9 protein-coding genes and 1 pseudogene are annotated in these 12661 nt (G+C 64.0%); 9 read left to right on the top strand and 1 reads right to left on the bottom strand.

The window, feature by feature from the left end:
• The first annotated feature begins 274 nt into the window (after positions 1 to 274).
• The 4 genes from AB0I03_RS17805 to AB0I03_RS17790 all read left to right on the top strand — a co-directional run bounded on the left by AB0I03_RS17805 (position 275) and on the right by AB0I03_RS17790 (position 5322).
• Positions 275 to 694 carry a trypco2 family protein gene (locus tag AB0I03_RS17805; RefSeq protein WP_360413859.1) on the top strand — a complete coding sequence of 140 codons (420 nt, stop codon included), beginning with the start codon at positions 275 to 277 and terminating at the stop codon, positions 692 to 694.
• An 18-nt stretch (positions 695 to 712) separates the two neighbouring features.
• Positions 713 to 2317, top strand: coding sequence for a serine protease (locus AB0I03_RS17800; protein WP_360413856.1), 1605 nt, complete (start codon positions 713 to 715; stop codon positions 2315 to 2317).
• A gap of 17 nt (positions 2318 to 2334) precedes the next feature.
• Positions 2335 to 3072, top strand: coding sequence for a hypothetical protein (locus AB0I03_RS17795; protein WP_360413853.1), 738 nt, complete (start codon positions 2335 to 2337; stop codon positions 3070 to 3072).
• A gap of 75 nt (positions 3073 to 3147) precedes the next feature.
• Positions 3148 to 5322 (top strand): trypsin-like peptidase domain-containing protein, encoded by a 2175-nt coding sequence (locus AB0I03_RS17790; RefSeq protein ID WP_360413850.1) that lies wholly within the window; start codon positions 3148 to 3150, stop codon positions 5320 to 5322.
• Here the strand turns inward: AB0I03_RS17790 and AB0I03_RS17785 are convergent.
• On the bottom strand, positions 5303 to 5509 hold the full coding sequence (locus tag AB0I03_RS17785; RefSeq protein ID WP_360413847.1) for a hypothetical protein: 207 nt from the start codon (positions 5507 to 5509) through the stop codon (positions 5303 to 5305). The two genes, AB0I03_RS17790 and AB0I03_RS17785, sit on opposite strands and share 20 nt — an antisense overlap.
• Positions 5510 to 5705: 196 nt before the next feature.
• On the opposite strand from AB0I03_RS17785, the gene AB0I03_RS17780 reads away from it, so the two are divergent.
• From AB0I03_RS17780 to AB0I03_RS17760, 5 genes and pseudogenes are all read left to right on the top strand, one after another.
• Positions 5706 to 6182: a hypothetical protein gene (locus tag AB0I03_RS17780; protein ID WP_360413844.1), complete on the top strand. Its 477-nt coding sequence runs from the start codon at positions 5706 to 5708 to the stop codon at positions 6180 to 6182.
• Positions 6182 to 8386: a hypothetical protein gene (locus AB0I03_RS17775; RefSeq protein ID WP_360413841.1), complete on the top strand. Its 2205-nt coding sequence runs from the start codon at positions 6182 to 6184 to the stop codon at positions 8384 to 8386. The genes AB0I03_RS17780 and AB0I03_RS17775 overlap by 1 nt, the downstream gene beginning before the upstream one ends.
• A gap of 1035 nt (positions 8387 to 9421) precedes the next feature.
• Positions 9422 to 9589, top strand: a complete 168-nt coding sequence (locus AB0I03_RS17770; protein ID WP_360413838.1) for a hypothetical protein — start codon at positions 9422 to 9424, stop codon at positions 9587 to 9589.
• Positions 9590 to 9972: 383 nt separating this feature from the next.
• Entirely contained in the window at positions 9973 to 11994 is a 2022-nt protein-coding gene (locus tag AB0I03_RS17765) for a hypothetical protein (RefSeq protein WP_360413835.1), read from the top strand.
• A pseudogene (locus AB0I03_RS17760) lies at positions 11991 to 12661 on the top strand (hypothetical protein); the annotation flags it as partial. The gene AB0I03_RS17765 and the pseudogene AB0I03_RS17760, both read left to right, overlap by 4 nt.

The following is a 12661-nucleotide window of genomic DNA, read 5'->3' as shown; positions in this document are numbered from 1 at the left end:
TTGATAGTAATTCTTCTTCCGTTGTCTCGATTTTGACAACATACTTTCATGGCCATACGCGCAAGCTCGATGCCGGCATCGGTATTGAAAGGGCAAGCGATTGCTGTCGTGAAACGATTGAATTGCTAATTCCGCACCGATTGTCGCACATCAAATAGCCACTACTAACGAGTTCTCCCTCATGAGTGTGCTCTCGTATCAGATTGTCCCCGCAATATCTTCGGGCGGTCATCCGGGACTGTGGACCACTTCAGCTCTGGCTAGTATCAGTCGTATGGTGAATGGAATTCCTCTGCATGAAGCCTTGAGCGGCCTCCGAGCGGACCTGGAGCGGGCGCAAGCAGAACACGGCAGCACTCTTCGATTGCAGATAGATTCGATCGAGCTCGAACTCAGCCTGGAACTCGATCTCGAAGTGAAAGCAGAGGGGAAAGCGTCCACTGAGGCGAAAATCCCGTGGTTCGTCGTCGGGAAGGCCGAAGTCGGCGGCGGCGCGACAGCGCAAGGCGCGCGAACCCATCGGTTGTCATTGAGCATCACGCCGCTCGCGGTCACCACTCCCGAACCGCCTCCGGCTACATCGAACGGCACTGGCGCAAGCGGTCAACCTGCGTCCGTCCAATACCCGATCCCGCCAACCTCCCCCCTGCTCATCGCCGACAACCAGCCGCGCATCGACCGGTCGGCCTCCTGATCGCCGCAGGGAGCTGCAATGAACGTGAACCCCTCGGACCCGCGTCTGGCACGCGTGGTCAAGATTCGAGTACGCGGCCCCGGCGGCTTCGAAAGCGTCGTCGGGACCGGCTTCATCGTTGACGCCGGCCTCGTACTGACCGCCCGACATGTCGTCAAACAACTCATCTCACCCGGCGGCGATGCAGACCGGCGGAATACGCAGGACTGGCGCCAACTCGCCGACTACCCAATCGACATGCTCCGAATCTGCCCCGCAGAAGGGACCAGAGGGGTCGAGGTCACCGAGATCCTCGGTCTCAGCCCGACTCTGGATGTTGCCTGCCTGGTTGTGCCTGGACTGCCATCACCTGAGGTCCCCAGCCCCGCGGCCAGGCATGAAATGACCATCCCGCTGGAAAACTGCTGGATGATCGGGTACCCGACTGCGGCCACGGACGACGGATCCGTCCAGGCCGAGTACGTCGGCGCCCGCCTCATCCCCGTCAGCCGCAACACCGACGGATTGATCGCACTCGACATCACAACAGCGCGCCCAACCCAGCGAGACGGTTGGAAAGGCGCCTCCGGGGCAGGCACCACCGATGTCAGTGGCAACCTCATCGGGATCGTGTCCCATGTGCCGGCAAGGATGGAAGGCCGACTCCTGGCCGTCGGGATACCCGAAGTCGTTGCCGCAGCACGAGCCCTCCTCACCTCACCTGAACCTCGAACTCCTGAACGCCAACGCGCATTGGAGGCCCTGGCCCGACTTGCGGTCACTGAGAACCCGCAGAACTCGAACGCTGGGGAGGGGTCGGTCGCGGCCCTGGCACACCAGCTGCTTGATGCGATCACGCCGATTCTGCCGCAGCCGGTGGCGATGGCGGCCCAACGTGCCCACGGTTCGATCTCACGGGGCCGCTTCGCGACCGGCTTGCTTGTTGCCGCTGTAGTACTCATGGTCTTGCTGGCATCCGCAGTAGTGGTGCGATGGGAACAGACCTCCGCAACGGCCGATGGAGTTCACGACCCGGCGGTAGCAGCGGACGCTGACAACACTGAAGCGCCGGAGCCCAGCGACAATCCGGTCATCGATGAGGCATTCGCCGTCGAGAATCTGTTCACCGATAGCAACTGCGCGAGTTTCGACTTGTCGAACTTCGAACAGTTCGCAGGCGCTCCGTCGACCGAACTTGAGTCTCCGCCGATCTGGTCTCGAACCTCAGACACCACGGGAAATCTGTGGTGCGAGTTCATCGTCAGCTATCACAATGAGCCGCAATTCGATCAACTCAATCTCACCATCGAGGTCGCGGTATTCGGAGATAGCAGCTCCGCGGACGCCTATCGAGAAGAGATCTCGGACCGCAGTGGGTCAGATGAAGCGTCGTTCGCTCCGCTGGAGGTGCCTGACTTCAACGGCACCATCGCTGAGTATCGACACCTCGGCGACAATGGATTCGAAACCGATTACAGCGAAACTATCCACGAGATCGGGATCGTGGCTTCCCGGAACAACGTCATTGTCCGCGTCGACATGGGATTGGAAGTCGGCATCCATGATATCGACGAAGGCCGTGAAATTCTCATCGGCTTTATCGAGCAGGCCTACCTCATGTGCGGCTACTACGTCGTCGAATAACTCCTGACATCCCGACCATGGAGGCCACCATTTCAACTCCCTCTGGACCCATCCCCGCGCCGCATGACCGCCGCGGACACCGCCGTGGTGTCAACATCGCACTGCTGAGCGTCACCCTCATCAACCTCTCGCTTATCGCGGTACTGATTCTCATCGAACAGCGCGAACCCGCACCGGTCGGAACCATCGAGACCAATACGCAATCCGACAGCGCCGCAACCACCGAGCCCGCCGCCGAACCGACCACCGCAACGGCAGCAGCCGTCGAGATCCCTGAGGACTACGTCTGCACCGAGTACGACCTCGCACAATACGAGCAGTACGCCGACGGCGAGCACAACGAGGAATACTTCGTCGCTGACGCCTACTCGACATACCTCGACGTCATCGGGGACATGCTCTACTGCACCTTCATGATCGGCTGGCCCGCCGACGGCGATGAGGTCGAGCTGACCATCGAAGTATGGGACGAAGTCGATGAGGCCGCCGCACTCGACACTTTCGCTTGGGACCGAGGGAACTGGGAGGTCGGCACCGACGGCACCTTGGAGGACTATTCCGGACTCGAAGGCGACGGCTTCGTCTACGAGGGCTCCGGCCCGGAAACGTTCACGAAGATCGAGTTGATGGTCGGGACGTCCATCGCCTCGGGAACCATGCAGAGTGCCCAGTCACTCGATGCGGAACAAACCCGCTCGATTCTGCTGGACATGATCGACCAGGCCTGGATCGTCAACGCTTTGAATCCCCGTTGAAGCAGCCCCAGGACGGCTCACCGCGCTGAAAGACGAGCTGGTACCACCCACAATGTAACTGTCAGGAGCGTCTCCATGTCCGAACCCACTCCCGATGCGCGCCTCGCACGGTTGGTCAAGATCAGAGTCCGAGATTCCTCCGGGGATGAGCGGATCGTCGGCACCGGTGTGGCCCTGGCGCCCGGGCTGGCATTGACGGCCCGCCACGTCCTGAAACAGCTGGTGCGATCAGCGGACGGTCCCGACGCCGACCTCCGCAACACTGCTTGGGCCGACCTCGACGATCACCCGGTGGAGGTGCTGCGGGTCGCTTCGGCCGGGGGCGACGCCGGGCTAGCCGTTGGCTCGGTTGTCGAACTCGATCCGGGGCATGCACTCGACGCCGTCGTGCTCATCGTCCCCGGGCTTCCCGCACCACCCGACCCCTGCCCCGCCGCCCGCCATACTCTCGACGCCCCGCTGGAGCTCTGCCGCATCATCGGGTACCCGGTCGCGGCTACCGACGACGGCTCAGTGCAACCGGAGTACGTGGGCGCCCGGCTCGTACCGATCAGCCGGAACGTCGACGGTCTGCTTTCGCTCGACATCACCACGGCCCGGCCCGGCGAACGCTCGGGTTGGAAAGGCCTTTCGGGAGCCGGCGCCTGCGACGCGAGCGGCAGGCTGCTCGGCATCGTCACCCACGTCCCCGGTCGTCTGGAAGGCAGGCTGCTCGCCCTCTCCATCTCTGCGATCCGCACCACCGCCGCCACTGTCGACCGCACCGACCTGGGGCTTGACGATCGAGCGACCTTGGACACCTTGGCCGCATTGGACATCGAGGAGAATCCGCTCGTCCAGGAAGCTGAGGAGGGCCGGATCGCGCAGTTCGCCCACCATGCCCTCGACTTCCTCACTCCAGTCCTGCCCGGCCCGGTGAAGCATTCCGTTCAGCTCCTCCATGGGGCTATATCGGAGCGCCGGTTTTCCAAGGAGATGGCGGTGGCACTCGCCGTCCCAGTCCTCCTGGTCGCCCTCCTGGTCACGCTCGTGGCCTGGCCCCGCGGCGCGAGCGACCAGAACGGAGGCGAGGAACCAACATGGGCCGCCACAGAGGCGGTCGAAACCGAGGCCTTCGTTCCGAGCGATCCGCCCTCTCCGGAACCGAGCCCTTCAGCGACTGAGGGACCAGCGACGGGATCGACAATCTGGAACGCGACGGTAGCCGACAACGAGTGGGCCGCAACGGACGGCGTGATCGGTGCGTCCAGTACGCGGGTTGAAGGCGGGCTCGCCGTCAGACTGGATGACGACGAGATCTTCTTCAGCACTTACGAGCTGGAGTCAGGGAACCTCCTCGCCGGCCCGGTCGCGATGATCCCTCCCTCCGAACCCGGATGCGGCATGACAGTCGCACGACGCCACGACGGCACCAGCCTGGTGCTCGACGCCTACGAGATCGAGACCCCGGCGCAGGGCACCGCTCCAGCGACCAGGGAAGTGGTGCTGCGAGCAAGCGACGCGACGACATTGACGACGTTGTGGGAGACAAAATACAACCTTGAAGAAGGCGCCGGATGCCTGGACGCGATCGGTGGGAAGACGCGATACGAATCTACGATGGAGTTCAGTGCCGATCAACGCCATGTCTTCTGGGACAGTCGGATCTTCGATCTCGACGACGGGTCTGCCATGTGGCTCGGGGAATCGACGATCGAGCGCCCGACTAGCATCTTCGTTGCCGGATCGCAGCTCGCCTGGTACGAATCCGATGACCACACAATCCACTTCAACAACATGAGCACCTTGGAGATCGAGTCGAGCCTGGCTCTCGAAGACGACGTCTATCCCAACGACCTCCTGACCCCCTGGGGATCCTCACTGATCTGGTCCTCAGAAGAGGCGGTGTACTCGACCGATGTCCACGGGAGCAGGACATGGATGACCGAGGTCGAGGCCGAGGTCTACGACGTCGAACCGATCCCGGACAGCGACATCGCGGTCATGCTGCACGACCCCGGGGTCGGCGTGCCCTGGATCGGAGCCATCGACCTGAGCGACGGGACAATTCTATGGGACAGAGAACTCGATGAGTTCGAGTATTGCGGTGCGCTCGACGGGAACGCTGCGATCATCATCCACGACCAGTACGCAGTGCTTGACCTCGACAACGGTGAAGACGTCACATACGACTCCGAGCGATCAAGCTGCCCTCTGGTCCTTCCCGGCGTGGCCGTTGTGGACGGCGAGTTCAAATCCACACTTGTCTGATCGCATTTGCATCTCGCTCACATAAGCGCACAGACAAGTCGACCATATCGCGCAATTGACCTGAGGCGCCGTAGACCTCGTCGCCGGCCAGCCACAGCCGGAGGGCGCCGTTGAGCTGTTGGACGGCCAGGGCAGGGTTGGTTTGGAAGACCGTTTTCTCGCCGATCCCGCCGGGTTGGAGTCGCATGGTGTCTCGCCTCGAATGCGGCCTGACAGTTGTCGCTGCAACCCTGGTCGTTGTGCCACTTCCCCTCTGCGCCGATGCAATGCTTCCATTATCCGCCTTGCCGAAACCGGCATGCCTTGACCTTCCCTTAAGGACGAATCGCCCTTTGCTGTCATCCCGTCCCGTTGGATCCACCAATTGGTCTACTCTGGTCGGCTTGGCTTGCAACAGCATCACTGCGAGTTTAGACTCGAACACACTTCCCGTTTTCAGCGTGGAATCCCCGAAGTTCCGTCAGCATCGCACCCCGGGAGGGCCCGTGTCCGAACCGTCGAAGTCCAACATCATCAAAGGCAACGCGCGTGGGGTCGTCCAGAACTCCGGAACGATCCGCGGCAAGATCTCCATTCAAGCCAACGGCAACGAAATGAGCACCGCCGACCGGAAGGCGGCCGAAGCCATCGAGGCGGTCCGGAAGGCGCTGGCCGAGGCGAAGACCGCCGGTGAACTCAGCGACTCCCAAGCCGCCAGCGCCACAGCCATCCTCGACACCGCCGAACCCGACGCAGCGAACGGGGAGTCGCGTTCCCGCCTTGCCGAAACCTTCGGCCACGTCAAGACCATCGCCCGGGGCTGCACGCGGGTCGTCGACGCGGTGAGCGGCGCGATCGACGTGGTCAAGGGTCTGGCCTGATGGACGCAGCGCAGGCGCCGCCGGGCGCGAACTCCATCGGCGGCAACGCCAGCGGGGTCCTCCAGAACTCGGGCATCGTGATCGGCGATGTCAAGCTGTACGCGTCGGATTCCGAGGACCCGGACGAGTTGTTCGAGACCGGGTTGCACCGCTTGCACGGGAATATGCCGCGAAAGGCGGCACTGTCGTTCTCGGCGGCGTACGACCGCGGGATGCGCGAGAGCCGCCTCTGGTTCTACTGGGCCCTCGCCATTCTCAGCGGACGCTCGGACATGGATTTGGACGCCGAGTCGTACGCCGAGTTGAGCGCCTGCCTGAGCGCAGTGGAGGCCGCCTCTACCGATCCGTTCGATAGAGCGACGATCGTGGTCAAGGGCCTGTTCGAACTTTCGATGCGCATCCGGGAGACCGAGATGGAGGCGCTCACGGAGGAGGATCGCAAAGCGATCATGGTCGTGCTCGAGCTGCTGCGGAAATTGAGCGACGATCGCAAGAGCGAGATCACGAGGCACCTGGACCGCGTCATCGACGGCACGATCATGGACCTGTCAATGCAGATGCTGCGGGAACAGCTCCAGGAGCGCCGGAGCGAGCACGCTCGGGCCGATCGCGCGCCCAGGTTCTTCCTGCCCGATCCCATGACGCCGCGACCGCGGGAGATGCCGAACTGGACCGCACCGGGCGCATGGGGCGTCATCGTAGGCGGGGCCGCTCTCGCCCTGCTGGCCGGAGCGATCCTGTACTTCGGTGCAGACACGACCGCCCAGGTGCTCACTGCCGCAGGGGCGATCGCAGCTCTCGCCCTCATCGTTCGGTGCGCTCCGGCGATGATGCTGCGCCGTGAACGAGTCAAGCTGCGCGCCCGGCACTATCAAGGTTCGGCGACCGACATGCTCTGGGTCCGTTGGCCCCAAGTCATGGCCTTCCGAGACCGGTTCGCACAGGTGCTCGAATACGCATTCAGGGAGCAAGCACCGCCCGGCCGCGCCCCCGAGGACTGGCTGGCCGAGACCGGGCAGGCCCGGCTCACTCTCAGCTGCCGCACCGCCGAGCGGTACGGCGATCAAGACGACATGGAGACGCTCTACTGGCTCGCGTACCACTACGCGGACCAGTTCGCCGACGCGTCGGCCTCGGGACTGCTCCACCACAAGGACGCCGGCGTATCCCCGGTCTCGCCGATGGCGAAGACGGGCCTGGTCGGCGCCGGGGCGCTCTTGGCTCTGGCGACCGCCGGTGCCGCGGCGCTGTCCGAAGGCTGGGGTGCGGTCGCCGCCGTCATCGGCGGTCTGACCTTCGCACCCGCAATCGCCCTGTTGGGCTATCACGGTCTTCGCATCGGCCTACGCCGGCGATTCGACGAGGAACGCCGGCGCTGGGCCAAGGAGCTGTTCACCGCCGAGCTGGCACAGTACGACCACTGGCGGGAATGGCTGCGCAATAGACCGAGCGACATGGAAATGAGCGACTGGCTCGACGCCGACCTCACCTGGCTTCGCATGCAGGCCATGAACGAGCTCCGATTGACGCACCACGACGTGTTGGCCCACTTCGCCATCACCGAACCCGACCCCTTCGCGCGGGCGGCGCGTGTGCCTGACGGACCGATCCGATACTCGAAGTACCGGCTGCGAACCTTCCTGCTGACCCACAACGGCGTCCGTATCTACAGCGCAGACCTCGACTTCAATGACGGTTCGCATCTCAACCCGTCCATGGACAACTTCCGTTACGACATGATCATCTCGGCGGAGCTGGTCAAGAGCGGCGTCCGATACGGTCGCACCGGTGCCGCACTGGTCGACCGCAATCAGATACAGCCGAACATGACCGCCGACGTCGCATTGGCGCATGAGATGAAGCTGGCGCTGCATGGGCGGTTCATCAGGATCGTCATTGAGAACCAGCGCTACCAGAATTTCGCCCCCCAGACCCCGGCGGAGGAGAAGGCGCTTCTAGACCTCGCGATGGAGACGTCGGGTGCAGTGGAAGGACTACGCATCCTGCAATCCATTGCGGGTGAGGGCAGGGACTGGATCGTCACGGAGCGAGCCCGCCACCGTCGGTTCATCGACCGCGAACTGTTCACTCGCAATGCAGCGATCAACAGGATCGACCGAGCGACGCCCGCGATTGAAAGCCACGAGCCGGCGGCGCTGCCCGCACCGCGTCGAACTTCGGAGCTGCCGATCGCCGAAGACTGAGCGAAGCGGCCAGGGCCCCAGCTGCCGCCACAGTCGACAGGCACCGAGCCCGAAGCGCTCGACCCGGTCGAGGGTCAGTGCAGTGAAAGTCGATACCGAACGTGCCGCCGGACACGATGACCCGCCCGCCTCGGTCAGATCGGCCGCGGGGTCGTCTGCGAGGTGCTAGCCATATTTGCTTGCGGCTTCTGCGCCGACGATCGTCGGTCGCCCAGACGGGCCGCCGACCAGAGGATGAGCCGGGGCTCCATTCGCGGGGCCACTCCACGAGCAGGATCAGCCCAATCGGAATGACCGGTGCCGAGCGGCGCGGCGTGACCGATCCATCGGGACTTACCACAGTGAACGCCTTTCACCTGGTGCCCTCGAACTATCCGATGATTCCTGGTGACATCTCAAGGCATGCAACCAGACTTGAGTTCACGGAAGACTGTGACTTAGTTAACTCAAAAGAAGGCTGTCGCCCCTGGGCGTCCCAGGGCATCCTGGAACGTCTAGACCAGCGACAGACTAGCGAGAGCAAATAAGGGAAGCTCCCAGGCCAGGGAGCAAGTCCCTGACCTGGGAGTTTTGGTCGGCCTAACACTCGCTTATTCGAACCCAAGCGCCCAGCTAGACTGCCTACTCGACCGTCTCTCAGGCGCCTTGCCCGCCCGGACCGGGAATCCCGGCCCCTCATGGACTGACACGACCGGTACAAGCGGGGATATTGAGGTCAGCTACGGACAGCCGCCGCGAGCTCTCGACCAGCGCGTCTCCCCCGAGGCTCGGACGGCACTCGCCTCGGCCTTCGCTTCCGGGGCCAAACAGAAGGACCTCGCCCGCCAGTACGGCATCAGCATCCGCAGCGTCAAACGCCTCATCCAGCAGGCCCGCAAGGCAGGACTCACATGAAGGAGCTGTGGAGGCAGACCTGTGACGATTGAACTGAGAGCCAACGTTGCGAACTCCCTTGGGGCAACCCTGCCGGGTGAACTTCAACGAGGCAAACCCTTACTGCCGGCAGCGCGGTGGCACCCGCGCCATGATGCCGGAATGACTTCCAAGAACCGACGGATCCTCGTCCACGGTGGCCGTCGCGAACAGCTCAACCTTCGCGCCCTCGCCGACCTCATCGTCGCCGCAGCCGAAGCGGAACCTCGCGACGACAACGCGAAAGGCAGCATCCCAACCTCGATGCGAAGACTCCCGGAGAACCCCTGACCGAAACGCATTTCGGGCCCACACGCGAGCCGAACCCACAACCTACTGTTTCGAAAATCGGCCAGGACCTAGGCGATTACCCGATTCATGCGAGGTCCATCCACCCCACCTCCACGACCACTCCGGGGAGTGGCTTCGGGAAGATGTGGTGGGCCGCCTCGGACTCGAACCGAGGAGCTGCGGGTTCGAGTATCTCCCCTGGCCTGGGGTTTCATTCCGTCCAGGCGATGCCCCTCCAACTCACCTCCACAGCATCTCGAACATTCTTCTCGGAGCCGTCCGCGGGCTGGGTAATTGTCCGTTGTTGTACTGTTCCGGCTGCGGTGTCGATTCACGCTACCCTGAGGGTCTCTCGTTACCTGGATGCATGGAGGTGGCAATCCGTGCGGGAACGCCATGCGGTCATTGTGACCGCCGGAAGGGTCGATCCCGAGGACGATGCTGCCGAAAACTCCACCGAGGCATTCGGTCCCCTAACTTTCGTCGATGACCAGGCGGAGGACCTCCGTCAGCTGCTGCAGCACGAACTCTTGGGCTACACCGTCGACCACCTCACCGAGGCCCAGGATGTGGATCTACTCCGCATCAAAGGTGTCCTCAAACGTGGGAACGGGATTCTTCACTTCCTCGGACATGGTGCCATCCGATCAGATGAGCTGCATTTCGTACCCGCGACCGGCGACTTCAGCCCGCTCACCAGCATGGCCGCATGGTGCAAGGAGCTCAATACCCGGGCAGAAGCCGGCGGTCCCCACTACCTGCTCGTCTTGGACTTGTGCCGCGCCCAATACGGGCTCCGAGGCCAGAAACTCGGTGACATCGACAACGTCTGGATCGCCTGTGCCGCAGGCGATCAGAATGCCTATAACGGCTGGTTCAGCCAGGCGCTGGCCGCGACGCTGCGCAATCTGTCCAGGGGCGAGATCGATGTGGACGCCTCGTTCGAGTTCGTGCCGATGCGGCGGTTCCAGCACAAGCTCGAGCAGCAGTACGCGCGGATACTGAACGACGCAGACCTCACCGAGCTCGAGAAACCCCGTGCACATTTCCTGGGGCACTTCAGCGACTCGACCGAGTCCACCTCCGGGCGGGTACCGCTCTTCCCCAACCGGTATTTCAACCCCGAGGCGGCGGTCGAGCAATCGGCGCGAGCGGACGTGGACGCCAGCCTGCATCCGTTTCTGGATGTCCGGCATTTCGCCGACCGGGCCGGACCGCATTTCACCGGCCGAGACTCGATCCTGGCCGCCTTGGGGCAGTGGCGGACCGGACGCCAACCCGAGTCCGGGCTGAATGTCGTCACCGGAGCCCCCGGGAGCGGGAAGTCGGCGATCACCGCCGCGATCGTCCTGACCTGCCACCCCGGCATCCTCGCCAGTCACGTCTATGCCGCCTCCGCGCAGACCCTGCGGGCCCAGCTCCCGACCGCTTGCCGAATCGGCGTGACAGGGCCAGTGGCCGCCGTCCACGCCCGCCAGCGCCGTCTTGAGGAAGTGACCCGGTCCTTCATCGAACAGCTTCACGGCCAGGGCAACCCGATCCTCGACCGAGACCAAGTCGCTTCGGTGACGGACTTGGCCGACTGGGCCAAGGCTCAGGGTGTACCCCCGCTGCTCATTCTCGATGCCTTGGACGAGGCGGTCAAACCCGATGAGCTGGTGCATGTGCTGCTGCGGCCACTGCTGGCGGTGCGGCGCGATGGCCGTCCGGCCTGTCGGGTCCTGGTCGCCGGCCGCCACGACACCCCTGAGAACCAGCGTCTGCTCGACCTGCTCGAGTATTCCTCGGCCGGTCCGTTGCGCGTCGACTTGGATACGCACGACCCTGCCGAACTGCGACTTGACCTTGAAGCGTTCCTTACCGCAGCGCTCCCGACCGTGGGCCAGTGCTGCACCGACCGGGTTCCCGGTCTCGCAAAGGCCATCGCGGACGCCCTGGTCGAGCGCGTCGAACGACGCGAATACGGGCCGTTCCTGGTCGCCAGTCTGTATGCGAACTATCTCGGTCGACTCCCCCATCGGGGCAGCGATGCATCCACGCACTTTCCCACCGATGCGGACAGCGCGGCCCGACCGGTGCCGCGCAGCCTGCCCGAGGTCCTCGAACTCGACTTCGGCCGTATCGATGACCCCGCCGAGCGCCGCCGTCAACGCTCGATCCTGGCAGCGCTCGCCTTCGCCTACGGCGAGGGCATGCCCGCTGCGATCGCCGGGATGCTGGCCGCCAAGGTCTTCGGCGGCGGTGCCGGCCTTGATGCCACCGCCATGCTGCATGACAGTGCCGGCATCAAGGTCTACCTGCGCAGCACGACCGATCCGGACGGGACGCCGCTGTACCGGCTGTTCCACCAGGGCCTGAACGACTACCTCAAGCAGCGCCCCATCGCAGAAGGCGACCGAGCATGACCCAGACACCGGACTTCGAACGCCGCATCTATGAAGCGCTCGCCGAAGAAGCAGCGGCCACCGGATGGAACCAGGCCGACGCTTATCTCAAGCGGCACGCCGCCGACCACGCCGCGGCATCAGGTCAGCTGGACGACCTTATCTCCCAACAGGACTTCTTGAGCAATACCGACCCCAGCACACTCGCGCCCCACCTCAGGCGACCACTCGACTCGCGAGCGGGGCAGCTCGGCGCGGTATTCCGAGCAGGCATCGATCTCCACCGGGAGGCGACCGATCACCGCGCGCGAGCACAACGACTCCTGATCGACCACTCCCGGGCAGGGTTCTCCGAACCGGCGAACGTGGGAGACGCTGCGAGCCTGTGGCGACCAGCCTGGTGCATCGGCAGCCAGCTCCACCCAGCCCAACTCGATGTCCTCCAACGCTCTGACAACGTGCGGGCGGTGGCGTTCGGCCAAGTCGCGGGCCGCCCGGTCGCCATCACCAGCAGCGAGGATCAGACAGTGCGGGTGTGGGACCTGGACACCGGTGAACAGCGGTCAGTCATGACCGGCCACACCCGCGAGGTATCGGCCGTGGCGTTCGGCCAGGCCGCGGGTCACCCGGTCGCCATCACCGGCAGCGGGGATCGGACGGTACGGGTGTGGGACCTGGACACCGGTGC

Origin of the sequence: Glycomyces sp. NPDC021274, assembly GCF_040641195.1 — a bacterium.
Classification (GTDB): Bacteria; Actinomycetota; Actinomycetes; order Mycobacteriales; family Micromonosporaceae; genus Glycomyces.
The sequence above is the reverse complement of the archived record's forward strand: the minus strand, read 5'-3'. Positions and strand labels throughout refer to the sequence as shown.

Coding starts and splice junctions, on each gene's coding strand:
- AB0I03_RS17805 (WP_360413859.1), top strand. CDS start 275: ATGGTGAATGGAATTCCTCTGCATGAAGCCTTGAGCGGCCTCCGAGCG.
- AB0I03_RS17800 (WP_360413856.1), top strand. CDS start 713: ATGAACGTGAACCCCTCGGACCCGCGTCTGGCACGCGTGGTCAAGATT.
- AB0I03_RS17795 (WP_360413853.1), top strand. CDS start 2,335: ATGGAGGCCACCATTTCAACTCCCTCTGGACCCATCCCCGCGCCGCAT.
- AB0I03_RS17790 (WP_360413850.1), top strand. CDS start 3,148: ATGTCCGAACCCACTCCCGATGCGCGCCTCGCACGGTTGGTCAAGATC.
- AB0I03_RS17785 (WP_360413847.1), bottom strand. CDS start 5,509: ATGCGACTCCAACCCGGCGGGATCGGCGAGAAAACGGTCTTCCAAACC.
- AB0I03_RS17775 (WP_360413841.1), top strand. CDS start 6,182: ATGGACGCAGCGCAGGCGCCGCCGGGCGCGAACTCCATCGGCGGCAAC.
- AB0I03_RS17770 (WP_360413838.1), top strand. CDS start 9,422: ATGACTTCCAAGAACCGACGGATCCTCGTCCACGGTGGCCGTCGCGAA.